The 23,986-nt window shown below is 48.2% G+C and carries 24 protein-coding genes; 9 read left to right on the top strand and 15 right to left on the bottom strand.

Translation table 11 applies throughout. From position 1 onward, the window contains the following. Positions 1-23: 23 nt before the first annotated feature. Positions 24-383 carry a hypothetical protein gene (locus tag ACXHJ2_RS03810; protein WP_031462108.1) on the bottom strand — a complete coding sequence of 120 codons (360 nt, stop codon included), beginning with the start codon at positions 381-383 and terminating at the stop codon, positions 24-26. Between the two features lie 163 nt (positions 384-546). Between ACXHJ2_RS03810 and asnB the strand changes: the two genes are divergently transcribed. Continuing rightward, on the top strand, positions 547-2,391 hold the full coding sequence (asnB, locus tag ACXHJ2_RS03805) for an asparagine synthase (glutamine-hydrolyzing) (protein WP_025678748.1): 1,845 nt from the start codon (positions 547-549) through the stop codon (positions 2,389-2,391). Between the two features lie 168 nt (positions 2,392-2,559). On the opposite strand, the gene ACXHJ2_RS03800 is transcribed toward asnB, so the two are convergent. From ACXHJ2_RS03800 to ACXHJ2_RS03790, 3 genes are all read right to left on the bottom strand, one after another. Beyond that, positions 2,560-3,192, bottom strand: a complete 633-nt coding sequence (locus ACXHJ2_RS03800) for an XTP/dITP diphosphatase (RefSeq protein WP_013372746.1) — start codon at positions 3,190-3,192, stop codon at positions 2,560-2,562. Then, positions 3,192-3,953, bottom strand: coding sequence for a ribonuclease PH (gene rph / locus ACXHJ2_RS03795; protein ID WP_013372747.1), 762 nt, complete (start codon positions 3,951-3,953; stop codon positions 3,192-3,194). The genes ACXHJ2_RS03800 and rph overlap by 1 nt, the downstream gene beginning before the upstream one ends. A gap of 93 nt (positions 3,954-4,046) precedes the next feature. Further along, positions 4,047-5,105 carry a GerMN domain-containing protein gene (locus ACXHJ2_RS03790; RefSeq protein WP_013372748.1) on the bottom strand — a complete coding sequence of 353 codons (1,059 nt, stop codon included), beginning with the start codon at positions 5,103-5,105 and terminating at the stop codon, positions 4,047-4,049. 153 nt (positions 5,106-5,258) lie between these two features. Here ACXHJ2_RS03790 and ACXHJ2_RS03785 point away from each other — a divergent pair, with 153 nt between their 5' ends. Then, positions 5,259-5,816, top strand: coding sequence for a phosphatidylglycerophosphatase A family protein (locus tag ACXHJ2_RS03785; RefSeq protein WP_013372749.1), 558 nt, complete (start codon positions 5,259-5,261; stop codon positions 5,814-5,816). Positions 5,817-5,891: 75 nt separating this feature from the next. Next, positions 5,892-6,329, top strand: coding sequence for a GNAT family N-acetyltransferase (locus tag ACXHJ2_RS03780; RefSeq protein ID WP_064963384.1), 438 nt, complete (start codon positions 5,892-5,894; stop codon positions 6,327-6,329). Between the two features lie 156 nt (positions 6,330-6,485). Here ACXHJ2_RS03780 and ACXHJ2_RS03775 read toward each other — a convergent pair whose 3' ends face one another. The 5 genes from ACXHJ2_RS03775 to ACXHJ2_RS03755 all read right to left on the bottom strand — a co-directional run bounded on the left by ACXHJ2_RS03775 (position 6,486) and on the right by ACXHJ2_RS03755 (position 10,726). Then, positions 6,486-7,271 carry an SDR family NAD(P)-dependent oxidoreductase gene (locus tag ACXHJ2_RS03775; RefSeq protein WP_165081710.1) on the bottom strand — a complete coding sequence of 262 codons (786 nt, stop codon included), beginning with the start codon at positions 7,269-7,271 and terminating at the stop codon, positions 6,486-6,488. A 103-nt stretch (positions 7,272-7,374) separates the two neighbouring features. After that, the gene (locus tag ACXHJ2_RS03770) at positions 7,375-8,013 is read right to left on the bottom strand and encodes a TetR/AcrR family transcriptional regulator (protein ID WP_165081798.1); all 639 of its coding nucleotides are present in this window, start codon (positions 8,011-8,013) and stop codon (positions 7,375-7,377) included. A gap of 167 nt (positions 8,014-8,180) precedes the next feature. After that, complete coding sequence (locus tag ACXHJ2_RS03765) at positions 8,181-8,816, bottom strand: NAD(P)-dependent oxidoreductase (protein ID WP_165081708.1); 636 nt, start codon at positions 8,814-8,816, stop codon at positions 8,181-8,183. 90 nt (positions 8,817-8,906) lie between these two features. Beyond that, entirely contained in the window at positions 8,907-9,917 is a 1,011-nt protein-coding gene (locus ACXHJ2_RS03760; protein WP_165081796.1) for an MBL fold metallo-hydrolase, read from the bottom strand. 23 nt (positions 9,918-9,940) lie between these two features. Beyond that, entirely contained in the window at positions 9,941-10,726 is a 786-nt protein-coding gene (locus ACXHJ2_RS03755) for a class I SAM-dependent methyltransferase (RefSeq protein WP_165081706.1), read from the bottom strand. 264 nt (positions 10,727-10,990) lie between these two features. On the opposite strand from ACXHJ2_RS03755, the gene ACXHJ2_RS03750 reads away from it, so the two are divergent. Then, positions 10,991-11,869: a DUF72 domain-containing protein gene (locus tag ACXHJ2_RS03750; protein ID WP_165081704.1), complete on the top strand. Its 879-nt coding sequence runs from the start codon at positions 10,991-10,993 to the stop codon at positions 11,867-11,869. Here ACXHJ2_RS03750 and ACXHJ2_RS03745 read toward each other — a convergent pair. The 5 genes from ACXHJ2_RS03745 to ACXHJ2_RS03725 are packed head-to-tail and all read right to left on the bottom strand — an operon-like array spanning position 11,861 to position 16,900. Beyond that, positions 11,861-12,976 (bottom strand): tetratricopeptide repeat-containing glycosyltransferase family 2 protein, encoded by a 1,116-nt coding sequence (locus ACXHJ2_RS03745; protein WP_165081702.1) that lies wholly within the window; start codon positions 12,974-12,976, stop codon positions 11,861-11,863. The genes ACXHJ2_RS03750 and ACXHJ2_RS03745 overlap by 9 nt on opposite strands. Next, positions 12,973-13,848, bottom strand: a complete 876-nt coding sequence (locus ACXHJ2_RS03740; protein WP_129549888.1) for a class I SAM-dependent methyltransferase — start codon at positions 13,846-13,848, stop codon at positions 12,973-12,975. The genes ACXHJ2_RS03745 and ACXHJ2_RS03740 overlap by 4 nt, the downstream gene beginning before the upstream one ends. Beyond that, on the bottom strand, positions 13,841-15,190 hold the full coding sequence (locus tag ACXHJ2_RS03735; RefSeq protein WP_013372759.1) for a nucleotide sugar dehydrogenase: 1,350 nt from the start codon (positions 15,188-15,190) through the stop codon (positions 13,841-13,843). The genes ACXHJ2_RS03740 and ACXHJ2_RS03735 overlap by 8 nt, the downstream gene beginning before the upstream one ends. Positions 15,191-15,192: 2 nt before the next feature. Then, entirely contained in the window at positions 15,193-16,173 is a 981-nt protein-coding gene (locus tag ACXHJ2_RS03730; RefSeq protein WP_165081700.1) for a polysaccharide biosynthesis protein, read from the bottom strand. Between the two features lie 19 nt (positions 16,174-16,192). Continuing rightward, positions 16,193-16,900 carry a glycosyltransferase gene (locus ACXHJ2_RS03725; RefSeq protein WP_025678774.1) on the bottom strand — a complete coding sequence of 236 codons (708 nt, stop codon included), beginning with the start codon at positions 16,898-16,900 and terminating at the stop codon, positions 16,193-16,195. A 215-nt stretch (positions 16,901-17,115) separates the two neighbouring features. Between ACXHJ2_RS03725 and ACXHJ2_RS03720 the strand changes: the two genes are divergently transcribed. Both ACXHJ2_RS03720 and ACXHJ2_RS03715 read left to right on the top strand, forming a co-directional pair. Continuing rightward, positions 17,116-17,829, top strand: a complete 714-nt coding sequence (locus tag ACXHJ2_RS03720; protein ID WP_165081698.1) for a GT-D fold domain-containing glycosyltransferase — start codon at positions 17,116-17,118, stop codon at positions 17,827-17,829. Positions 17,830-18,082: 253 nt separating this feature from the next. Further along, the gene (locus ACXHJ2_RS03715) at positions 18,083-19,210 is read left to right on the top strand and encodes an SGNH/GDSL hydrolase family protein (protein WP_165081696.1); all 1,128 of its coding nucleotides are present in this window, start codon (positions 18,083-18,085) and stop codon (positions 19,208-19,210) included. Positions 19,211-19,431: 221 nt separating this feature from the next. On the opposite strand, the gene ACXHJ2_RS03710 is transcribed toward ACXHJ2_RS03715, so the two are convergent. Next, on the bottom strand, positions 19,432-19,848 hold the full coding sequence (locus tag ACXHJ2_RS03710) for a hypothetical protein (protein ID WP_025678777.1): 417 nt from the start codon (positions 19,846-19,848) through the stop codon (positions 19,432-19,434). Between the two features lie 164 nt (positions 19,849-20,012). On the opposite strand from ACXHJ2_RS03710, the gene ACXHJ2_RS03705 reads away from it, so the two are divergent. The 3 genes from ACXHJ2_RS03705 (at position 20,013) to ACXHJ2_RS03695 (ending at position 23,770) form a co-directional block, all read left to right on the top strand. Then, the gene (locus ACXHJ2_RS03705; RefSeq protein WP_165081695.1) at positions 20,013-21,992 is read left to right on the top strand and encodes a methyl-accepting chemotaxis protein; all 1,980 of its coding nucleotides are present in this window, start codon (positions 20,013-20,015) and stop codon (positions 21,990-21,992) included. Positions 21,993-22,049: 57 nt separating this feature from the next. Further along, positions 22,050-22,226 (top strand): YjfB family protein, encoded by a 177-nt coding sequence (locus ACXHJ2_RS03700; RefSeq protein ID WP_090738398.1) that lies wholly within the window; start codon positions 22,050-22,052, stop codon positions 22,224-22,226. A 188-nt stretch (positions 22,227-22,414) separates the two neighbouring features. Next, on the top strand, positions 22,415-23,770 hold the full coding sequence (locus tag ACXHJ2_RS03695) for a dipeptidase (protein WP_165081693.1): 1,356 nt from the start codon (positions 22,415-22,417) through the stop codon (positions 23,768-23,770). Positions 23,771-23,986 lie beyond the last annotated feature (216 nt).

The following is a 23,986-nucleotide window of genomic DNA, read 5'->3' as shown; positions in this document are numbered from 1 at the left end:
CCGAGGTATAGCACACCATATCCTCATGCCCCGAACTCCTTGGCAAACTCTGTACTAAGCTGCCCATAGGAAAGCAATTCCCTTTTGAATTTTTCCCGTTCCTCACCAGCGGTAATGTGCGTAGAGTCAGTAAAAGCCTTGTCGGTCACTTCCTCAAATGCCGAATGCAGATTATTGTCGTACCAATCCAGCTCCAGATCAGCATCATTGCGGATGATCCTTACCATGTCATAGTCAGGCTGACCATCCTTCTGATTCGTGGCTGTGATATAAACCAGTAGCTCCGGGTCATCTGCGGCACCGGGACGCACTTCTACCTCAGCGCAGCGCACTCCGTCAAGTTCAGTGAAGCGGCGTATTTTGGCATCCTTGATGTAGTACATTGTCTCCCTCCTTCCTCACGAGTAGACGGGTTGCCCCATCTGTAGTTTTCGGAACGGACAGACATTTTATGCTTCTTTTCGGCATATATACTGATGAACTGGGGATTTAGTTTTTGATTCATTCCAACACTGGATGAACACGACAAAGAGAGGATGAATAGACATGTGCGGAATTACAGGTTTCATACAGTGGAACGGAGACTTGATGCATCAATCTGAGTTGCTGCTAAATATGACGCAAACGCTCTCCGATCGCGGACCGGATGCTGCGGGTACCTGGATATCCAACCCGTGTGCCTTCGGACACCGAAGACTAAGCGTAATGGACCCGGAAAACGGCGCTCAGCCCATGATCCGGCAGCTTGAGGATATCACTTATACGATTGTATATAACGGGGAAATATATAACGCGCCTGAGCTGAAAAAAGAGCTGCAACAGCGCGGGCATTTTTTCCGTACACAATGCGACACAGAGGTACTGCTCGAATCCTATATCGAATGGGGCCCGGATTGTGTAGATCGGTTGAACGGCATCTTTGCGTTTGCGGTCTGGGATAGTGAGCGGGAGCAGGTATTTCTGGCACGAGATCGCCTGGGAGTGAAGCCGTTATTTTATAGCCAAACCGAAGATGTATTCGTATTTGGCTCCGAACCCAAAGCACTGCTCCAGCATCCAGCCGTGGAGGCCGCCGTAGACGCCGAGGGACTAGCAGAAATTTTTATCATTGGGCCTGCACGCACTCCCGGACACGGCGTCTATTCATCGATGAAGGAGCTGCGTCCCGGACATACCCTAACCTACAGCCGTGACGGCGTACGCATCCAAGCCTACTGGAAGCTCGAAAGCATTGCACATGAGGATAACACCGAAGAAACGGCACTCAAGGTACGAGAGCTGTTGATGGATACCGTGGAGCGGCAGCTTATTTCGGATGTACCGGTATGTACCTTATTGTCTGGCGGGCTGGATTCAAGCGCCCTGTCCGCATTAGCCGTCGATTATTACAAACGTACCGGGCAGGGACAAGTTCATACGTATTCGGTCGATTATGTGGACAACGACAAGCATTTTAAAGCCCATGCGTTTCAGCCCGGAGCTGATGCCCCCTGGATACAGCGAATGGTCGATGAATTAGGGACAAATCATCACTGGATTGAATTCGATACACCAGAAGTTGTAGCAGCTCTGAACAACTCCACGCTAACGCGGGATTTACCCGGAATGGCGGACGTGGATTCGTCACTGTATCTCTTTTGCCGGGAGATTAAAAAGGGCGCTACGGTTGCTATTTCTGGTGAAGCAGCAGATGAAGTGTTTGGCGGATATCCATGGTTCCATCGGGAGGATATGCTGAACTCAGGCACATTTCCGTGGGCAGTTGCTCCCGATATGAGAGCGAGTCTGCTATCCCCAGAAGTGCGGGACTGGATCAAACCGCTGGAGTATTTGAACGACCGCTACTCAGAAGCAGTCGGAGAAGTACCAAAGCTACCGGGTGAAACAGGAAAAGCTGCGCAAATGCGCGTCATGTCTTATTTGAACATCACCCGCTTTATGCCTACCCTACTGGATCGCAAGGATCGGATGAGTATGGGGGTGGGACTCGAAGTACGGGTGCCGTATTGCGATCATCGGCTGGTGCAATATGTATGGAACATTCCGTGGAGCATCAAAATGACAGGCGGACGTGAAAAAGGTATTTTACGCAAGGCGCTGGAGGGTGTATTGCCGGATGATGTGCTGTATCGCAAAAAAAGCCCGTATCCCAAAACGCATAATCCCTCCTATCTTGCCGCTGTGAAAAAGCAGGCGCTGCAACTGCTGGACGATTCCTCTTCCCCACTGCTCAAGCTGATCGATGCGCAAAAGGTACGGGATATTGCCGCCTCACCGGAGGCATCCACCAATCTACCTTGGTTTGGCCAGCTGATGTCGGGTCCGCAGTTATTTGCTTACTTGACGCAAGTGGATAATTGGCTGCGCACCTACAAGGTGGCTATTCGATAAAATGTGCTAACTGCTTAAGTCGTAAAGTACGAGGTGGCAACCGCCCATCTTTCTTGATGCATACGATACGTGGAACAGAAAGTACCAAAAAAGGCTATCCGCAGCCTATGACTGACGGATAGCCTTTTTTTCGTATATGACAGGTATATTATTCGCCCTGCTACCAAACTATGCCTGCGGATTTCCCAGCTTTGTAGCCAAATTACGCAGGGCTATGCCCCGATGACTGATAGCCTGCTTTTGTTCCAGCGTCAGCTCCGCCATTGTCTTTTCAAACTCTGGCAAATAGAACAGCGGATCATACCCAAACCCACCGCTGCCCGCGGTTTCAGTCGTAATCCAGCCCTCCACGGAGCCCGTCGATTCCAACGTCTCCCCAGTCTGTGGATTATACAGAATCAAGGTACAGACAAATTGAGCCGGGCTTAGCAAAGGCTGTCCGGTATCATCACCAAGCTGCTTCGATTCCAGAACGTCGAGTAGCTTGATATTGTTTTCGTGATCGCTGGCACCTTCTCCAGCATAACGAGCCGAATATACGCCCGGCGCACCATCCAGCAAGTCCACGCACAGACCGGAATCATCGGCCAGCACAGGCAATCCGAGCACATCTCCCACCGCTTTGGCTTTTTTTAACGCATTTTCGGCAAAGGTTGTGCCATCCTCAACGACATCAGGAATGTCGGGATAATCGTACATACTTCTGACTTCCTTGCCAAACGGCGCAAAAGCATGTGCAAATTCCCGCACCTTCCCTTTATTCTTCGTAGCGACAATGACAACCGGACCATCCAGTCGCATTAGGCCCCAGCTCCTGTACGTCCAGCACCAATCTTATCAGCAATCGGTCCGAGCACTTCTTTTTGGCGCTCAATCATTTGCAGAATCCCTTGTTCGCCCAAGCTAAGCAGCTGATCCAATTCCTGACGGTCGAATGGGCTTTCTTCCCCTGTACCTTGCAGCTCAACGTACTTTCCACTGCCAGTCATGACGAGATTCATGTCCACCTTGGCCTTGGAATCCTCTTCATAATTCAGATCCAGCAGCGCCTTGTCACCAACAACCCCTACGCTGACAGAAGCCAGGAAATCCGTAATAGGGAAAACAGGCAACTTGTGCTGGATCGCAATTTTATTTACTGCAATCGCCAATGCTACGAAAGAACCGGTAATGGAGGTTGTACGTGTCCCGCCGTCCGCCTGAATGACGTCACAGTCCAACGTAATCGTCCGTTCACCAAGCGCCTGCAAATTGACAACCGAACGCAACGCTCTTCCGATCAGACGCTGAATTTCCATAGTACGGCCTGTCAACTTGCCGCGCGCAGCTTCACGCTGATTGCGGCTATGTGTCGCCCGCGGAAGCATGGAATATTCGGCGGTCACCCAGCCTTTTCCTTGGCCCTTCATAAAGGGAGGAACGCGTTCTTCCACTGTAGCCGTACAGATGACTTTCGTCTCGCCAACCTCTATAAAAACAGAGCCCTCCGCGTATTTATTTACTCCTGCTGTCAATTTCATCGGGCGCAGCTCATCACCGTTTCGTCCGTTAGATCTACTCATGCTTTTTCCTCCTACGTCGTATGCAACCTGTTCTTATATGTTTATTTTACCAAAGTGTGCAGGCAAAAGCACCCCAAGGACGATTCCCTGTCCTTAAAGAGGAATTTCGTTAATGTGCTGCGGCTTGGCTACAGGCTCTCCATAATTTTGATTATTTTGTCCAATCACGCTTTTCTCACCATTCAGTTCAATCCGAATCTTCGTTTTGACCGCATCATCCGAATTGTCCGCCGCTGTCAGTACGACCGATTCCAAAAATTCAGCAGGTACGGCCTCTCCTTTGGCAAACATATCATCCGAGAGTGATACCGTAATGACGTTATCTTTGGAGCGTTCTACCGATTTCAGCGCCGTCTCCCCTGTCATCACTTCCTGCAATCCATCCTTGGTCTGTGGCCCTTGAATTAATTGATGCAGAGCTGACTGGACACGATCTTTTTCCGGACTGACCAGTCGTGTTACAGGTACATAATATTGTACCCCAGCAGGAGAAGATGAAGAGAAATACACGGTGACTGGACTGGAATCCAGGGGGGTCACGCCATGACCGACCTCCAAATTAATCCCTACTGCGCGCGTCAGCGGATGGTCGAGCGGTGTGCCGCCAACAGGCATTTCGTTCAGCTTTTTACCATCCACCCAAATCTGTACGCTCTTAATATCGGGACGATCGGTCAGGGTCCAGGTCAAGCTTTCCATTAATTTGCGTTCTTCCTGTGGCTTATAGTTGGCGAAAGATTTGTTAAATTCGACAACTGCCAGCTTGTTATTCTTGTCCACTGTCACACTTTTCACTTCTGTACCCTGAGGCAGTACACCTTTAAATCCTTCTGGTAATAATCCGGCATAAGGCCCGCCCTCAACCAGTGTTTCCAGCGCCGACTTGGCATCTGCCTGTACATCGCCTGAAGCAATCGGTAAAGATACAGGGGCCAGCAAGCCGTTATGATCTTGCAAAAAGACAGCCCTCAACTGCCCGGTCGTGGCAGGTGCTTTTCCAGTTACAGCCTTAATCATGGACTGCTCTGTCGTGGACGGCGGAGGGTCAATGGACGCGGCTTCGTTGCCGAAAAGGCTGCATCCGGACAACAACAGGGGCAGGGATAGCAGCCCGGCTACAGAGGTCATACGCCATGGGTGTTTTATGTTCATAAATGAAGTTCCTCCCTAACAATTTTGTACAGATTGTACTAATATGTATACGAGCCCCGCGTAAAAAATAACTATTTTTTTAGCAGACTGGACACACTGGTCATAATTGCAGTAGAAAATTAGGATCTACACGAGGAGGGTAACTTCAACTTTATGGACAAGAAAAAAGTACCTTACAGCCTGAATAGTAAAAAGGTAGCCGATGCCACCCGTGAGTGGCTGCACAAGCGTGGTGTAAGTATGACTGAAATCGCAGAATTGGTTATGCTTCTACAGAAAAAATATTACCCGAACCTAACGATGGAAGAATGTTTAGAGAATGTGGACAAGGTGTTGATGAAGCGCGAGGTTCAAAATGCCGTACTTACGGGCATCCAGCTAGATATTCTTGCGGAACAGGGTGCTCTTCTTCCCCCATTGCAGGATATGATTGAGCATGACGAGGGATTATACGGAGTGGATGAAATTCTAGCCTTCTCCATCGTTAATGTGTACGGCAGTATTGGATTTACCAATTACGGTTATGTCGATAAGCTCAAACCGGGTGTGCTGGAACGCCTGAACGATAAAAGCCTTGGACCGATTAATACGTTTCTGGACGATATTGTGGGTGCAATCGCAGCCTCGGCCAGCAGTCGTATCGCCCATCGCAAGCAGGCAGAGCGCGAACAGGAGCTTGGAGAAGAAAGCGCACCGAATACAACACGGTAAACAATGACACGCTAATTGCAAACAATGCGTTGGCGTACAATAGATATATACAAGGGTAAGAGGAGAACTAGAGACATGGCAAGCGTAACTGATGGATATACATTCCGTACGATGCAGGCTGACGATTATGATCAAGCTATTGCACTATGGAATGGCTTAGACGGGTTAGGATTGAGTGAGGCCGACTCACCGGAGCGGATTGCACGATTTTTGCAGCGAAATGAAGGCCTTAGCTTTGTCTGTGAGTACGCTGGAAACATCATAGGCACGATTTTAGCAGGCCATGATAGTCGCAGAGGATTTCTGTATCATCTGGGTGTAGCCATAGAACATCGTGGTCATGGGATTGCGCCCAGACTGGTAGATAAAGCGTTATCCGCTTTACTCAAGGAAGGCATTGATAAATGTCATCTGTTTGTGATGGAGCATAATATAGGAGGTCAACGCTTCTGGTCAGCTAACGGCTGGGAGAAGCGAGATGGGATTTTATTATATTCGCGAGATCTGGGATAGCATCTGAACGCTTGATCTATGTAAATAGAAACGCCGAGCCTGATTTCTTCTAGTTCAATTGAGCTGGAAGAAATCAGACCCGGCGTATAAAATTTCAGCTTATTGAGCGGTAATTCTGACGATTAAGGATAGGCTATCTTGATTCATGAATTGCAATCAATTTTGAGGTCGTAGCGTACGTTCTACAATGTTAAGTGTGGATTGACGAGAGAAAAATCGGGATACTTGAGCTACCCAATAGTTTTGTCGACCAGATATCATATGACTGCGCCCTTTTTCAAATGCTTTCAAGGCATTATGGACGACAATCTGGGGTGTTTCTCTGGAACCCACAGAGGCTTCACTGGAGCCTACTACATCAAAAAATGAGGTTTCGGTTGCACCTGGACAGAGGGCGAGCACTTTGAGTCCCCGTTTTCGATTTTCGGCCCACAGCGCTTCGCTAAAAGAAAGTACGAATGCTTTGGTTGCTCCATATACGGCCATATAGGGATCGGGCTGAAATGCAGCGGTGGATGAAACATTGATGAGTCCCCCATCCCGGTTACGCAATAAATCAGGCATAAATGCATGTGTGATATCGACTAAAGCAGCCACATTGAGCATCACTTCCTCATGCTGTCTTTCTCCTGAAACCTGCTCAAAGTACCCGTAGGTGGCAAAACCGGCGTTGTTAATCAGAAGATCTACCTTGAGTTGTTGGTACTGAACCTCTTGATGCAATGTTTGAGGAGCTCCTGGTGAGGATAAATCCAGCGCAATCACCGTAGCTTTTACGTTATATTTAGCGGAGAGTTCTTTCGCCAGTGCTTTTAATTTGGTTTCATTGCGCGCTACCAAAATGAGATTACATTTCTTAGCCGCGAGCGAATAGGCAAATGCCTCGCCAATTCCGGATGAAGCCCCTGTGATGAGTGCTGTTTTGTTTGCATACATAAACATGATGATGACCTCCATAGTATCGTCGTTTTATTTCGGAAACATTGTTACCACTACTATATAATGAACTGAAGCCATCACGAAGATGACCTCAGCCACTTCATATTTACGCTGGAGATGACGAGGGTTTACATACATCGAGCGTATTCCTCAGTGTAAATGCATATACCTCTTGTGCCATGTCCGCAGTCAAAAAATGACCTGCAAATTGTAGATGTATCACCCCGTGTAAAGCTGACCATAGCATTCGGACAACCAGCAGCGGGTCCTGCTCTTTCAGTGCTCCCAGCTCCATAGCGTGTACGACGGTTTGCAGGATTCGCGATAATGCCGTTGTGGTGCCCTCTAAACTCTGTTCATCTGGCTTAAAATCAGATAATGCCCCGCCAAACATCATTTTGTAATAGGCTGAATGAAGCCTCGCAAATTCCCAATATGCCCAGCATAATGCCTCCAGATCAGCGAGTACATTTTGGGTAACAGGTACTTGTTGAAAGGTTTCGGCCAATAGCCGGCATCCATCCAGATACATCTCATTGGCAAGACCATCCTTACTGCCAAAAATACTGTAAATGATCTTGGTGGAACAGCTTAATTTCTGTGCAACTCGCCGTACAGTCACAGCCTCAGGCCCTTCTTCTACAAGAAGGATGCATGCGGCATCAATCACATTTTTACGGAGCAATTGCTGTTGCTGTAACTTCACCTCAGAATAGGTTCTATAAGGTTGTGATGGCTCAGACATCATTCAATGCACTTCCTTTGCTTATCTCAGAAACATTGTTTCCTTATAGAACCATAGTATTCAATCCCGGAATGTTTGTCAAACAAAAAAGAGCGCAACATAAGTAGATACACTTACTGCGCTCTGGTTGGATGCTTATCAATAAAGCTATGTTTTGCGTTCCACGATCAATAGGCAATGCCCACCCTTGTACGGATAAAATCGCAACTCTTCCATTGACGATAGGTAAAATCAGCTGTATCCGCAGTGGTAATTTGTGAGCCACCTTCGGGTAGAAAGTCTTTTTCCACCCGATATACACCTGTACGTCCGCCATCTGGCAGATAGGTCGGACATACGATTGTCCAGTCTAGTGCCGATTCACGCAGCAATTCGTACACCCGCCGATGCTCCTCGGCCGCACGGGTGCTGCGTCGCCGGGTATCGGAGGACTCGTACCGATACAGGCTCGGTTCGGTCCGGCTTTGCAAAATCCCTGCCGTTCCTACCGTTATGAGCCGGTGAATGGACTGCTCCTGCATCAGTCGAATCAGCAGACCTGTGCTAACGGATAAGGTGGTGGTTCCATCTGTATTCAGCGCACTGATCACAACTGATGGCCCGCCCTTCAGCGCTTGTGCTATATCCTTCGCGTTGGTGGCATCACCCTGTACGATTTGCAGCTGTGTCCCGCATTGGGATGCGAAATCCTCCAACTTGTCCGGTGAACGAACTAGGGCAGTTACGGTATGACCATCCGTTAACGCATAATCTAATATAAAACGGCCCACACGTCCGGTAGCTCCCAGCAGCAGCAAATTCATAAAGGCCTCTTTCCCGGCATGCATGCCGCTTTGTCATGTTGTTCTGTCATGTTGCTTTGTCATATCGCTATATTCGTTAACTTTCCGCCATTATGGACGGCAAAAGGAATGAAAGCGCGCGATGGGATTCTCCTCGCTCATAGAGGCCCGTTCACGGCGCACCAGCTCCACCAGATGGGCCAGCGTCTCGGACATGGCAAACCTTAGCTGGTGAATCCCCAGCTTGTCGCCGAACACGGCAATGCACAGCTCATAGGCTGTGCTCCCTTCCGGTTGGATCAGCTGCCAGAATTTCTCCAGCCTTTCTTCATGATGCGCCAGCAATGCTTGCGTCCGTTCGCGAAAATACCCAAACGGATTGCGATGCCCGGGATATGCCCAGGCGACCTCTAGCTCACCTAGGCGCTGCAAGCCGTCTATATAAGACTTCAGCGGCTGGGCATCGCTGCCCGGCAGCAGACTGATATTAGGAGAAATCTGCGGCAACACCGCGTCACCGCACAGAATAACGCCGCTATTCGGCTCATATAAGGACACATGCCCAGGCGCATGCCCTCCTGTCTCAACGGGCAGCCAGAACCGTCCGCCTAATTCCAGACGAGCGTCTATTCCGGTAGGAATGAAGGTAATCTCAGGCTGCGGATTCACTTGCAAATAAGCCTGCTGCATATGTGATTCCAAGGCTGATACCTGTTCCAAAGGAAAGCCATGCTGGACAAAAAAGCTAGGCAGCCGTTTCTCCATAGCGGTCGTCAATTCTGGAGCGTCCCACATCATCATCGCTTCCTTATGGCTGCGAGCTGACATATGTACGCGAGCCTGACCTTGCTGCTGCATCCACCCCGCCAATCCGTAATGATCGGGGTGATGATGCGTCACCACAATGTCCGAAATATCCCCAAAGGACATGCCCAGCTGTTGAAACACAAATGCCCATTCTGCCTCTGTATCCAGATTGCGCGGACCCGGGTCTACAATTGTAAAACCATGCTGTCCCTTGATCACATAGCTATTCACCCAGCGCAGCGGAAAAGACATGGATATTTTGACCTGAAAGCCTCCGTCTATTCGCTCACAGAGCGTAAGCTCTGGCAATTTCATGGCTTCCCATCCGCCCTTCTGTTTCAAGCCCGCACACCGACAAAAATCATTCGGGGCGAAGCATCTTCGATATATTGATCTTCATCATAACTTCCGTGCACCTGCTCTACGGATAGCCCGGCTTGTTCTAGCAAATCACGGAACTTTTCATACGGATATAGCTTTACTCGCTCATAGTACACACGCACTGGTTCTGCGTCAGCGTGAGTGGTACCCAGCTCTGAGGCTGCTTCTGTAGTCGTCACAGATGCGGCTGACCGAATGGCAATTTGCTTTTTCACAAATCCATCTTCAATGACCCGGTGCTCCTCAATCCAATTCCCTTCATCCTCCCGGGACGAATGCGGTACCAAATGAGCAGCTACGTAGGAAGGGTTCAAATAATCTATAATAAAACGGCCTCCCGGTTTCAATAGACGATAAATTTCCTTTAATACTTTAAGCTGCTCCTCATCCTTTTCAAAATAACCGAAGGAGGTGAACAAATTGACTACCGCATCAAAGCTTTCTTTCAGCGGCACTGCTCGCATATCCCCTTGATGCCAACTTACCCGCCCTTCGATATCAGCCGCACGGGCCTCTCTCAGCAATACATTGGAAAGATCCACACCTGTCATGTTATACCCTGCATCGGCAAGCGCAAGCGAATGACGTCCCATCCCACAGCATAAATCCAATACGCTGAAGCCTTGCGGTAATTTGAGCCAGGAGATCATTTTTTGCACTTCCTGATAGGCTCCCTGAAAGTCGCGATGCTTGTATACCAATAAATAATCTTCCCCAAAGCTTTGCTCGTACCATTCTGCCATATCGTTTCTCCTCCATGAACTCATTTCGCTCTATTACATACTATATTAGCTTTTTCAAACTGGAAACTCAAAAACATTACGAATAAGCATTTTTTTAAAGCACAAGGCTTCCTGTCATGAGAGCATGTTACAATAAACGTATTTGAGCTTAAATAATCATAGGAACTTCATACCAACTTCATGTGATTTACCCCATTTTATCATTAAAATGAATCATGGGAACGCCTTTACAGAGGTTTCATGCAGGAAAGGAGCGGCAAAGTTATGATTCAAATTGGACTGACGGGTTGGGGCGATCACGATGACTTATATCCAACGGGCACTAAAGCTAACCAAAAACTAAGTGTCTATGGAAGCCATTTTCCGATAGTAGAGATGGATAGTTCTTTTTATGCAGTACAGCCAACGGATCGTATGGCGCGCTGGGCGGCGGAAACTCCAGACTCCTTTTCATTTCTCGTCAAGGCCTATCAAGGAATGACCGGACACACCCGCGGCAAACAGCCTTACTTCAAAACGATAGATGCCATGTACGAAGCACTGCATGCATCCATACTACCTCTTCGCGAAGCGAGCAAGCTTAAAGCCGTGCTGTTTCAGTACCCGCCCTGGTTTGACTGCACACGTGAGAATGTCGCCATACTGCGAGACACGAAAAATAGGATGGGAGAGGTCCCATCCGTACTTGAGTTTAGACATCAAAGCTGGTTCACAGCAGATTTTCGGAAGCAAACGCTGGCATTTATGCGTGAGGAAGGCTGGATACATAGCGTATGCGACGAGCCGCAGGCAGGTCCTGGGTCAGTTCCCATTGTGCCGCAGGCTACAGACAGCAACCTGACCATCGTACGTCTCCACGGACGGAACGTATCAGGCTGGAATCAAAGCTCCGCACCTAATTGGCGGGAGGTTCGTTATCTGTATCGGTACAATGAACAGGAATTAGCCGAATGGAAAGACAGATTTCTGGAACTGGAGCAGCAAAGCCGTGAGGTATGCGTGATATTCAACAACAACTCAGGTGGAGACGCTGCTGCCAACGCTAAGCAACTCATGACCATGCTGGGCATGGAGCCTAAGCCTTTTCCACCTCGCAAGCCGCCTGATGCGGATCACGGGCCAGAACAGCTTGAATTATTTTGAGGACCGGGCTGTGAATGGAAGTTTGGGCATAGCCTCTCTAAGCTTGCGTTCGTTATCCAGCAAATGCGGATCATCAGGCAAATAACGTAAAGCGGCTTGGTTGTGCTCATACGAAGCTTCCAGCTTACCCATATGGGCATAGCAATGACTGAGCCGCACATGAGGTAACCAAGAGTAGCATGGCAGTGGGACAGGTCGCATACCAGTAAGGTGATGCTGTTGCTCCGTTGCTCTTTCATACCAATATGCGGCAGTATTCCATTCGTTTCTTGTGAAAAACCAGTCCCCGATCATGCAGCACAAGTCTGCTTGCGGCACCCCGTATCGAAAAGAACGTAGCAGACGATCCAGCTGTTGCTCGGGCTTCCCGAGATGGAGATAGCATTCAGCCGATCGCGCACAAGCAGTAATCCGATCTTCCCGGTAGCCGGTCGGCTCCTCCAGCAAATGGTCGAAGGCTTCTGCTGCCTCGGCATATTCCTTGCGGTCAAAGCATTCATTGGCGTGAAAATACAGTAAACGCCCTTCCAGCTTGCCGCTTTCGCTGATCCACCGGGCGAGAATACGTTGGTTACGGAGCGTATGGTCTTGCATTCGGCGATGTGTCACTGCCACATCCGAATGTACGATTTGCCCCTGAGGTATCACCAGATCCTCATGCAGGCGCCCTTCCCAGCGGTATTGTTGATCCCGCTTCACAAGGCGTATACGGCGTGAGGTGAACAACAGTTCACCCTGCTCACCCTCTGCCAAGTGAAGTGGCATCACCACCGCGTCGATATGCTTAGACAATCGCTGCTTTAAGGAACGCAGACGTTCACGATCGGGTTCCAATAGCACATCATCCGCATCCAGCCACATGATATAGGAACACGTTGCCTTGTCAAACGATTCATTACGAGCGGCGGCAAAATCATCCATCCATTCAAACGTATATATCCGATCCGTATAGCGCGCTGCTATCGTCTTTGTCTGATCCGTCGATCCCGTGTCCACGATGATGATTTCATCCATCAGGTCTGCGACCGAATCCAGACACCGGGCCAGTATCTGCTCCTCATTTTTTACGATCATACACAAGCTGATGGTCATTAGATGCTCAGTCATGACTTCACGTCATCCCCTTTACCGTTGGCTGATTCTTCCGTTGTTTTTCCGGTAGACTTGCCATCAGTATATGCACCTCTCCTCTCATCCTGCGTCTTGTCTATCTGTTCGACACGCGTAACCCTCTCCAATGAAAATAGTTGTTGCTCCATATACCGGATTCTCTGTACCGCCTTGTCGAGTGCAGCCTTTCGCTGATTCATTTTGCGAACATGCTGCTGCTCTACCCGTCGAAACTGCTCCTCATCCAGTTTCATCCACTCATTCAGTTGCTCTGCTCCTGGCATAGCCTCACGCAGCTCTTTTGGCTTCTTGTGACCTGCAAAGCACAAATATTTATGATGTACCTCCAGCGCTTGTTCTTTAAAGTAAGGATACAGCACACGGGAGAGACTTCCGGCATAGTAAGTCCGTTTGTGATCGTGAAATGGATGATATCCATAAGGTACAGACAGGACGAGCGTCCCCTTTTTATTCAACAAGCGGTAAGCATGGGCCAGCAGGGTGTCGGGATGCGCAAAATGTTCCAAAATCTCTCCTAAAATAATAGTGTCAAAACCACCGGGAGGACGTTCAAATTGTGAAATGTCCTTTAACTGAAAATGGACTCGTCCCCTGACGGGTGCAGATTCCTGACGAAGTTCTTTTTTCGCATAAGAAATGCTCTCTTCTTCCAAATCAATCGCCGTTACCTCAAAACCTTCCCGCGCAAGCAAAATGGACGTTATCCCCTGACTGCATCCAACATCCAGCACGGTACGACCCTGTACATGGCGACAAATCCAGTGAATTCTATTGCGGGTGGCTTCATGAGATTCCTCTGAATTAATCTGCCCGTAATAACGTTCGTTTACCTGATCACGGTTAGCCAACAGCGGCGCCCCCTCCGTCACCAGGATGCCCCAAAATCACGACATGTCCACCTGTGCAATGTGCAGTCGCATTACGTGTATCGAAGACCAGCCGAGCATGGTCAACCAACTGTTGGTAGTTCACCACAGAATGGTCTGTCGTGATGACCACAATATCTGCACTTTCCCACAGCTGGGCATTTGCCGTCCGAGATGGGATTTCTTCACCGTTCAGCTTAAAACTCGATACATACGGGTCGGTGAAGCTAACCGAAGCACCCATTTTTGTTAGATGCTCGAACAGGACAAGAGCCGGGGATTCCCGAACATCATCAATGTCCTTTTTGTAGGCTACACCTGCCAGAATGATGTTGGCCTTGTTTATGGCTTTCCCTTCCTGAGCTAGCATGGATTCGATTCGCTCCGCGATATACAGTGGCATACGCCGATTCATGCGGTCTGCCAGATCTACGAATTCCAGCGGAAAACCGTGCTGCTCCGATTTCCACGACAGATATAGCGGATCAACCGGGATACAGTGTCCCCCAATGCCTGGTCCCGGATAAAAAGGCATGTAGCCGAACGGCTTGGTTGCCGCTGCATCCAGTACCTCCCATATATTGATGCCAATTTTCTCACAGGCCGCTGTCAGCTCATTGACCATTCCAATGTTGACACTGCGGAACGTATTCTCAAACAGCTTGGCGGCTTCAGCCACGGTTGTTGAGCTAACCGGAACAATCTGATCCAAAAAAGACCCGTAAAAACCTGCTCCCGCTGCCAGACAATCCGGTGTGCAACCGCCGATCACCTTAGGGGTGTTGCGAATGTTAAAATGGACGCTGCCCGGATCGACACGTTCCGGTGAAAAGCACACATAAAAATCCTTACCCACTGTCCATCCCCTGCGCTGCTCTATCACTGGCCGAATCAGTTCTTCGGTCGTTCCAGGATAGGTGGTGCTTTCCAGGATCAACAGCGTTTGTCTACGCAAATGAGGTATGGCCTGATCAATAGCCGTCTCAATATAGGACGTATCCGGTTGATGTCCATCCGTCAGCGGCGTAGGCACACAAATCACGACGATATCCGCATGCTCTAGCACCTTGATATCCGTAACTGGATGCAATTGCTGTCCGATCAGACCTTCCAATGCATCATCGCCAATGTCTATGATGTACGACTTTCCTTGAAGCAGCTTGGCTACTTTGACAGGATCGGAATCCACACCATATACGTCATAACCAGCCTGTGCCATTTCCACTGCCATGGGCAGCCCTACATAACCGAGGCCGATCACAGCCACCTTTACAGTTCCTTTTGTGATTTTTCCCATAAGCTGCAAAATACCCACCTCTTTCATCGTTACTCCATACCTTGCAGTAACTCAGCAATTCCAGCGCGATCCATTAACTCATCGTCCGAGCGATATTGTTCGAAGCTCACCCGCTCCAATCCACCATATTGACTCAACAAACGCTTGTCTGCTTGCTGGGGAAGAATAACAAAATAACGATCATCATAGCGATACGTGTGCGGCACCTCATAGGGCGAGATCAGCACCTCATGCAGCTTTTCTCCACCACGTATACCAATTTCTTTCACTTTTAACTTAGGCTGTCCCGCCTGTTCTTTCATCACCTCTGCCAAATCCGCAATATTGCAACCCTTCATTTTCATGACTAGCGTCTCTCCACCAATCGCCGTAACAGAAGCCTTTAGCAGCAAGCCAATTGCCTCTCCGAGCGTGAGGAAGAAACGTGTCATATCTGGGCTCGTCAGCGTTAAATTCTGACCTTCCGCGATCTGGCGTTTGAACAGGGGCACGACACTTCCACTTGTCCCTAGCACATTGCCGCCGCGAATACACACAAAGCGAGTACGCTCACTTAAGGCGTTGGCGCGGATCATCAATCTTTCGCCAATCGCCTTCGTCATCCCATATACATTCACCGGGTCTACCGCCTTGTCTGTAGAAACATCAATGACCTTGGCGACTCCCTGCTCTATGCTGGCCCGAATCACATTTCCCGTACCATGTACGTTCGTCTTGAAAGCCTCTTCCGGCTGTTTCTCACACACAGGGACATGCTTTAATGCCGCCAAATGGAACACATAATCTACCCCGCAACAAGCCTCCTGCAATGCCTGAAGGTCCCGAATATCTCCAATCATGAAATTCAGCCGGGGATCAGACTGGAATTGCCGCTGCATGGCAATCTGTGCAAATTCGCCGCGTGAGAAAATACGAATTTCCGTCGGTCCCTCCTTCAGCAATTCAGCCGTTAGGCGTTGCCCCCAAGATCCCGTTCCTCCGGTCACCAGCAGTTTTTTTCCTTTGAACAATATAATCTCCTCCTGACCGTTACGAATTGGCAATGCCTGTGCCCAAAAATTCAGCCAGCACCGCGTTCATTTCATTTTCTGAGAGTCGATCCTTTGCCGGCACCTTTTTCACCGAAGTATTGGCGGCATGAATGACATTCACATAGTTACGAAGCGGAATCACCTCATGTGGCAGCTCCGTTACATATCCGTGTGTGCCTTTCCCAGGAATAACGACACGGTAATCATTCAGAAATTCCTCTACTTGATAGCGAAACACATAAAAGGAAGGCGAGCGGTGAAACACCGGTGCCATCTGTCCCTCAACCGCATCCCATAAGTACCCCATTTGATTTACCAGTGCAACTGTATCCGGTTGAAACTTGTAATCATGCAACTGCTGTACAAATGACTGGTGGTACAAATCGTCGGAATCAATTCTAGCAATAAGCAGTTCGTCCGCGCCTTCGATATACGCATTGATACGACGTTTACTTTCAATGCTCGTACCAAAACGGATGTGCTCGGGAATAGTTTCACGTTGGGCCAATTCCTCTTCCACAATGTCGCTGCATCCACCCGCCAACTTGACGACAGATAAAAAATCCGCATTCGTCTGATTGAGCAGACTCCGCAGTGTAAAGGTTCTGAATATATCCAATCGCTCGCTAATCCACTCACGTGTCAGGCGGTTGGGATTCATCCCATAGTTATTAAAGTTAATTTCAATCACAATCTTGCGATTCATTGAACTTCCTCCCTTTCATCCGTCTTCTCTCAAGTTATGAAGATGCTCCTGAAACGGCACGTACAGATGCAACAACTCTTGCAAAAATAGGTAGAATCGAAAAAGAATAGCCGTTCATACAAAAACCTTTTTACTTTCGACATATGATAGAATACGAAGTTTTTTGCTCTATTTGAAAAGTCGAACAAGCAGGACTGACAGGGAGGAAACAAGATATGACATATCCAAGATATCTGGAGATTGACGAGGTATTGAAACGTTTGAAGCTAGCACTCGATCAGCACCAGCCCTTCTCACTCATACGTATTGGAGATGGCGAAAATTTGGTATTGGCTCAAGACACCGTCTGGCCGATGGAAAAGGTGTTACAGGAACGCTGGGCAATCAAAGCCAATCTCGGCCAAAAGGGACTATTTCTGCCCAATACGGAACTACGAGACGCAGTGGCAGAGGCAGTGAGCAAAGCCAGCATAGCTGGCATTTTGCCTTATGATGACGAATCTATTAAAGCACCATCCTATATGAAGCGGGAGCTGACCGATCAGGTCTTTGCTCACTATGATCTTTCTCCCGCGCTGACTTGCCATGCCTGCCTGAATCGATATTTGGCGGAGACACCCGCTTTCTGGAACATCCTGAAAAATCGACGCATTCTACTGGTGACCCGGACAGCTGCTGAAGTAAAGCCTGTTCTTGAAGCCGATCCGTATGGGCTGCATATCGCGCACACGATCGCATTTCATCGATATGAACAGATGCCGGAAACACTCGGGTGGATCGCAGCACACAAAGATGACTTTGATATTGCGCTGTTCTCTTGTGGTGTCAATGCAGTGGTATTGGCGCAAAAAACAGCAGAATTAACTAGCAAAGTAGGTATAGACTTCGGCAAGGCGATTAATATCGTCATGTTCGGCAAAGCTAATTAAAGAATGAAAGTAATATCTGAAAAAAAATCAAATTCGGTAACTGTGCTCTGAATATCAAAAAAGCATCAGCAAAATGAAACCTGCTGGTGCTTTTTGCTATCCATTGCTGCCATAAAGTTCGTATTTGCTCAAAATCATTCATATAAAGCCTTAAACCCTGACTTCTTACAATAGAATTTGAGATTCCCTGTCACTTCTTTTACAATATTACAGAAACTAGCATTCATTCGAAATCATGAGGAGGATGTTTAGTATGTCGCATAACAAGAGATTGAAGACATATCCACTTGCAAAAGCAAAGCAAGTAAAGGTTCATGGCCGAACTACGCCAACACTTACACCTCTCACTCTATTTTGGACAGGCAGCGGCATTGAATTGAATATGAAAGGCTCAGAGCTATGGATTGAAATCGAAGCCGATTATCAGATCTATGAGTCTTGGATCAGTATTGTCGTCAATGGTGTCCCGATGAGTCGCCTGATGGTGACCGCTGGTCGGCATTGGATCTGTCTTTTGAGAGGTTCGAACTCTGACACGATCAAAAATGTTCGTATCGTCAAGGATGTCCAGCCTATGAGTTCGGACTCACGCTGCTTGTTGCAAATTCATGCCCTGAAGGTTGACGGAGAATTGCTGCCGGTCCCGGATAAACCTCTTAAGATAGAATTTATCGGTGACAGCATTACTTCAGGAGAAGGAACAATTGGAGCAAAGGAAGAGACAGACTGGGTTCCTATGCTGTTCACGGCCCTACGCAATTATACAGCCATAACAGCCGAGGCACTGAATGCGGATTACCGAGTGTTCTCACAAAGCGGATGGGGTGTGCTAACAAGCTGGGATAACAATCCACATGGGAATATACCGGCATATTATGAGCAGATATGTGGTGTACTCACCGGCGAGAGAAATGAAGCATTAGGGGCCTTTGCCGATCATGATTTTACCTCTTGGCAGCCGGACGTGGTCGTAGTGAATTTGGCGACTAATGACGGTGGGGCCTTTTATTCTCCAGCATGGACAGACCTGGTAAGTGGGAAAGTGTATAAGCAACGTTTGAATGAGGATGGCACGTTCAATGAAGAAGATTTACAAGCTTTTGAAAACGCTACCGAACATTTCCTTGTCAAGCTTCGGAGCTGCAATCCTACTGCTCATATTGTGTGGGCTTATGGAATGCTTGGTACTCCAATGATGCCAGCGATCTACCGGGCGGTAGACGCGTACAAGAAAAGAACGAAGGATCGGAAGGTGTCGGTATTCCAACTGCCTAACACGACAGAAGAAACGATAGGGTCTCGCAGCCATCCCGGACTTTCCGCCCATACTAAAGCAGCAGAAGAGTTGGCTGGGTATTTGCAAGAAATTTTAAAGAATTAAAAGCCGGGAAACACAATCAAACTTTATAGAATACACTTCGAGAGAAATCACAACAATCAGATCATTTGTGTTCTGAGTGTTGTGGTTAAAGATCATAGCTACAGCCTGCGGCAAATATCTGCCTCAGGCTGTGGCTGGTAGGCTTGAAGCGCAGCCGCCTAATCCAGGAAAACCATGAATAGGTAGCAAACCTGAACCAGGGAATACTTGTCTGATATATTTTACAAAAACGGAGTTGAAGCGATGCCCGTGAATACCTCAGGACCATTACGAACAGTGGTCGATACACCCGAAATATAAGAAGAATATACCGTTTGTATTGCCCAAGGAGCGGACAAATCCTGTGCATTAAAAGCTTGCGTTTCATTTGATCCTGTCACGCCCAGCACCCCCTCGGCGCGGTAGACTACCTCGCTCGGATCATAGTCGGCTCCACGCACGATTTCAACCGCATACGTATCACCAAGCTCACCGATCAGACCAATCGAACCACTAAAAGACACAATCGGATTCGGCACAAGAAAGGTTCGCAGCGTAATCATACCGAATCGCTCTGGTACAGGACCCAATTGAATATCGGGACCCTCCCCTGTTTTTGATGAATTGGTGGAGCTTCTCATATCTAGAAAAAAACCCATATCTTATCCCTCCAATTGCAAGATACTCCATGCTATGCAAGCAATTTCTTAGACGTATTGGACAAATTAGCAATAAATCTATCAATTCAGCTCGAAAAAACCGATAGTAAATACATATGGTGTAAGCTTTTGAAATGAATATATAGATAGAAAGCAGGGGTTTGATGAAACAACTGAAACGACTGAAAACATTAACACTACGCAAGAAATTGACAGCAGCATTCCTGCTGGTCATGCTTGTTCCTAGTATTATTGTGGGCTCTTTCTCTTATCAGGCAGCATATAACCAGACTGATCGCCAATTACAGGACAGTGCGACATCTAGCGTTACCGCATCTGATCGTGCAGTTACTCAAACGATTCAAGCCAAACTCGCCGATCTGGAATATTACTCTACAACGTTGAAGGCTAGTGATGACAGCGCTGAGGCAGATGATGCCATTCTAAAAAGATTACAAGTGTATTTGAAAATGCATGCAGAAGTTGTTGATATGTTTGTAGGAACTCCCGAAGGTAAACTTATCATTGGCAAAGCTGTAGGCTCCACAAACGATCCTCGAGAGCGTCCGTGGTATAAACAGGCCATGGAGAAACCCGGTCAAACCGTAATCAGCCCTGTCGGGCTCAATACGGCCAAGGTCCCCGTTGTGTATATTTCACGTACACTTCCCGACAACAGCGGTGTTCTCGGTCTTTCTCTGAATTTGAATAATTTAAAAGAAATCACAAAGCTAAGAATCGGACAAAATGGATATATTGTGATATTTGATAGTACCAAACGTATCGTTACCCACCCGACAGAAGTCAGTGGGAGTACCGAAATGGGAGAAAAAACGCCTGAATTGTTTGCCTCCAAGGAAGGCAGCTTCGATCACAATGATGCTGGCGTAGCTAAACATCTGATCTTCAAAACCAATGAGCTGACAGGCTGGAAAATTGCCGGAACGATGGACAAATCAGAAACCCGTGCCTCCGCCCAACCGATTCTTCTCACGACAATCGTAGTGTTGGTCATTGCAGCCATCATCATTGGTGTGCTCGCAATGTGGCTAATCAGCAGCATCCTTAAACCTATCCATAGATTGCGTAACTCTATGGATGCCATCAGCCAAGGTAATCTATCGATTAACGTGGCTACGAACAGCACAGATGAAATTGGTGAACTATCGAGATACTTTCAGCAAATGGTGGATAATCTGCGTAACATCATTAGAGAAATTCAGGCAATGACAGGCAATTTGTCAGCATCCTCGCAAGAGCTTGCCGCAGGTGCAGAACAAACGACCCGTGCCATCGAGCATGTGACCATAGCCATTCAGGATGTCGCTGCCGGCAGCGAACGTCAGGTGGATAGTGCTAAAGATAATCAGGAACGAGTTAGCGGCATGTCTGCTGACATTACAGCTATGACCAACACCATGGCAGAAATGACCACTTATTCCGCACAAGCTATTCAGGCATCGGATGCAGGCAGTGAGCATATCGGCAATAGTGTCATCTCCATCGATGGTATTCGCACTACCGTGGAAGAGCTCGATACGATTATCAGCGCTTTGAGTGACCGGTCCGGACGAATCGGAACGATTGTCACCGTCATTACGGAAATTGCTAGCCAGACTAATCTGCTCGCACTGAACGCTTCTATTGAAGCTGCACGAGCTGGAGAGCATGGCAAAGGTTTTGCTGTCGTAGCAACAGAGGTTCGCAAGCTGGCTGAAAACTCAGCTTATTCCGCACAGCAAATTCGCGAACAGATTCAAGGGATACAGAGCGGTGTATCTGAAGCTCTAATCGCTATGGAATCTGCCAAGGAACGTGTAACTGAAGGTATCAATTCCATTGATCTATCCGGTCGCTCCTTCTCGCGCATCCGTAGAGCGGTAGCCAAATCAGCGAAGCAGCTCGATAACGTGGCCGCTTCTACCGCCGGAGTTGCTAATGGAACGAATGCAGTCGTTAGCAGCATGGAGGAAATTACACGCATCGCTGAAGAAGCAGCCTCTCATACAGAGACTGTGTCCGCAGCCGCCGAGGAACAGCTCGCCTCCATGGAAGAGATCGGCTCGTCTGCCGCAGATTTGACCCGTCTGGCAGAGCAGCTTCAAGATTTGCTGACACAATTCCAATTGGATGAAACAAAATAACCATTCCTACCGATAAATACAGAGAAAGCGAATTATCAAAATGAAGGAGGATGGGACATGGATATCGCAGCATTATCCACAGGTATGAGTCAGGCCAGCTTGGCTCAAGCCGTAAGTGTGAAGGTATTGGGTATGGCTAAGGATCAGGGTAGTGAACAAGGACAAGCTTTGGTACAGATGATGGAAAAAAGCGTACAACCACATCTTGGGGGTCAACTGGACATCCGGGCATAAGTACATCCTATTCATGATGAAAGACGATTCTACTCAGGTCTGTACAGACCCGGGCAGAATCGTTTTTTTATCTCCCTATTTTTCGTTCAGCATAAAACGTAGTAAACTAGACATATCGTCCACGACCTCGGTTCGGAGGATAGCGCAATATAAACACAATTTACATTTAAAAGGAGGATACATAGTTTATGAGTTATACTGAATATTTTGAAAAAGCCAGAGAACAACAACTGGGCGAACTACAGGAATGGCTATCCATTCCCAGTATCTCCGCATTATCGGAGCACAAAAAAGACATTAACCAAGCAGCCGAATGGCTAGCAGCCAAACTGACTGCTGCAGGCTTGGAAAACGTTGAAATTATTCCGACCAAAGGCCACCCGCTGGTGTACGCCGACCATTTGCATGCACCTGGCAAGCCAACCATCCTCGTGTATGGACACTATGATGTACAACCTGTAGACCCGCTTCACTTGTGGGAAACGCCACCATTTGAGCCATCCATTCGCGATGGAAAATTGTATGCGCGCGGAGCGACAGACGATAAGGGGCAAGTTTTCTTGCACATTAAGGCAGTTGAGGCCATTTTGAAGCAGGAAGGCAAATTGCCGCTGAACATCAAATTCTGCATTGAAGGCGAGGAGGAAGTGTCCAGTCCGAACCTGCTTGAGTTTTTGCACACCGGTGCTGAACGTCTGGCAGCCGATGCTGTACTGGTGTCTGACACCTCTCTGATCGAAAAAGGGAAGCCTGCGATTTGCACTGGTTTGCGTGGACTGTGCTCACTGGAAGTCGCCATTCACACGGCGAACACAGATCTGCATTCCGGCTCCTTCGGTGGCGGTGTGCCGAATGCCCTGCATGCTCTGGTGTCCCTGCTGGCAACCCTGCATGACGATAAAGGCCGCGTTAGCGTCGAAGGATTCTACGACGATGTTGCTCCATTATCGGCAGACATGAAAGAAGAATTCGTGAAGCAAAGCTTCAATGAGAGCAAACTGCAACAAGATCTTGCACTTGATTCCCTCTATGGCGAAGAAGGATTCAGCTTCGTCGAGCGTGTTGGGGCTCGTCCTACACTGGAGCTGAACGGCGTATATGGCGGCTTCCAGGGTGAAGGTACGAAAACCGTCATTCCGAAGGAAGCTCATGCTAAGATCACCTGTCGCCTGGTAGCTAACCAGAATCCACAAGATATTCTGGACAAAATCGAGCGCCATTTACGCGCCCACGTTCAGGCAGGAGCTACCCTGGATATTCAACAAGGTGAGAAAGCGAACGCTTTTAACATCGACCCGTCACATGCGTTTTTACAAGCAGCAGCGGATGCCTTTGAGAAGGTATACGGTGTACGTGCCCTATTTACCAAGGATGGAGGCTCCATTCCGATCGTGGAAACCTTCTCCCGTGTACTGAGTGCTCCAGTTGTATTGATGGGCTTCGGCTTGCCGGATGAAAACCTGCATGCACCAAACGAGCATTTTAATTTGGAGAATTTCGATAAGGGTATGCTGACGATTGTGGAGTTTTTGAAATCTGTGTAAGTATATGACAACTTCTAATAGCTAAGTTACAATAGAGAGGGCGAAAGCCCTTTCTATTTTTTTAGAGGAGCGCTGCACAATATGATTATTCAGTTCATTCGTTTACGGTAATGTGAGGTGCAGTTCGTGAAAACTCAACCATTTTTTTCGAGGATGGGTTGGGTTTATTTGGCTGTGCCTTTTTTCATTCACCCAATACGAATGAACGAGGTGCTT

Source organism: Paenibacillus sp. ALE3 (assembly GCF_054113405.1).
Note: the sequence above shows the minus strand (reverse complement) of the source record. Positions and strands in the feature narration are given on the sequence as shown.

Bases quoted from the DNA above. Each gene is read 5' to 3' on its own strand.
- ACXHJ2_RS03810 (WP_031462108.1), bottom strand. From the start codon at position 383: ATGTACTACATCAAGGATGCCAAAATACGCCGCTTCACTGAACTTGAC.
- asnB (WP_025678748.1), top strand. From the start codon at position 547: ATGTGCGGAATTACAGGTTTCATACAGTGGAACGGAGACTTGATGCAT.
- ACXHJ2_RS03800 (WP_013372746.1), bottom strand. From the start codon at position 3,192: ATGCGACTGGATGGTCCGGTTGTCATTGTCGCTACGAAGAATAAAGGG.
- rph (WP_013372747.1), bottom strand. From the start codon at position 3,953: ATGAGTAGATCTAACGGACGAAACGGTGATGAGCTGCGCCCGATGAAA.
- ACXHJ2_RS03790 (WP_013372748.1), bottom strand. From the start codon at position 5,105: ATGAACATAAAACACCCATGGCGTATGACCTCTGTAGCCGGGCTGCTA.
- ACXHJ2_RS03785 (WP_013372749.1), top strand. From the start codon at position 5,259: ATGGACAAGAAAAAAGTACCTTACAGCCTGAATAGTAAAAAGGTAGCC.
- ACXHJ2_RS03780 (WP_064963384.1), top strand. From the start codon at position 5,892: ATGGCAAGCGTAACTGATGGATATACATTCCGTACGATGCAGGCTGAC.
- ACXHJ2_RS03775 (WP_165081710.1), bottom strand. From the start codon at position 7,271: ATGTTTATGTATGCAAACAAAACAGCACTCATCACAGGGGCTTCATCC.
- ACXHJ2_RS03770 (WP_165081798.1), bottom strand. From the start codon at position 8,013: ATGTCTGAGCCATCACAACCTTATAGAACCTATTCTGAGGTGAAGTTA.
- ACXHJ2_RS03765 (WP_165081708.1), bottom strand. From the start codon at position 8,816: ATGAATTTGCTGCTGCTGGGAGCTACCGGACGTGTGGGCCGTTTTATA.
- ACXHJ2_RS03760 (WP_165081796.1), bottom strand. From the start codon at position 9,917: ATGAAATTGCCAGAGCTTACGCTCTGTGAGCGAATAGACGGAGGCTTT.
- ACXHJ2_RS03755 (WP_165081706.1), bottom strand. From the start codon at position 10,726: ATGGCAGAATGGTACGAGCAAAGCTTTGGGGAAGATTATTTATTGGTA.
- ACXHJ2_RS03750 (WP_165081704.1), top strand. From the start codon at position 10,991: ATGATTCAAATTGGACTGACGGGTTGGGGCGATCACGATGACTTATAT.
- ACXHJ2_RS03745 (WP_165081702.1), bottom strand. From the start codon at position 12,976: ATGACTGAGCATCTAATGACCATCAGCTTGTGTATGATCGTAAAAAAT.
- ACXHJ2_RS03735 (WP_013372759.1), bottom strand. From the start codon at position 15,190: ATGAAAGAGGTGGGTATTTTGCAGCTTATGGGAAAAATCACAAAAGGA.
- ACXHJ2_RS03725 (WP_025678774.1), bottom strand. From the start codon at position 16,900: ATGAATCGCAAGATTGTGATTGAAATTAACTTTAATAACTATGGGATG.
- ACXHJ2_RS03720 (WP_165081698.1), top strand. From the start codon at position 17,116: ATGACATATCCAAGATATCTGGAGATTGACGAGGTATTGAAACGTTTG.
- ACXHJ2_RS03715 (WP_165081696.1), top strand. From the start codon at position 18,083: ATGTCGCATAACAAGAGATTGAAGACATATCCACTTGCAAAAGCAAAG.
- ACXHJ2_RS03710 (WP_025678777.1), bottom strand. From the start codon at position 19,848: ATGGGTTTTTTTCTAGATATGAGAAGCTCCACCAATTCATCAAAAACA.
- ACXHJ2_RS03705 (WP_165081695.1), top strand. From the start codon at position 20,013: ATGAAACAACTGAAACGACTGAAAACATTAACACTACGCAAGAAATTG.
- ACXHJ2_RS03700 (WP_090738398.1), top strand. From the start codon at position 22,050: ATGGATATCGCAGCATTATCCACAGGTATGAGTCAGGCCAGCTTGGCT.
- ACXHJ2_RS03695 (WP_165081693.1), top strand. From the start codon at position 22,415: ATGAGTTATACTGAATATTTTGAAAAAGCCAGAGAACAACAACTGGGC.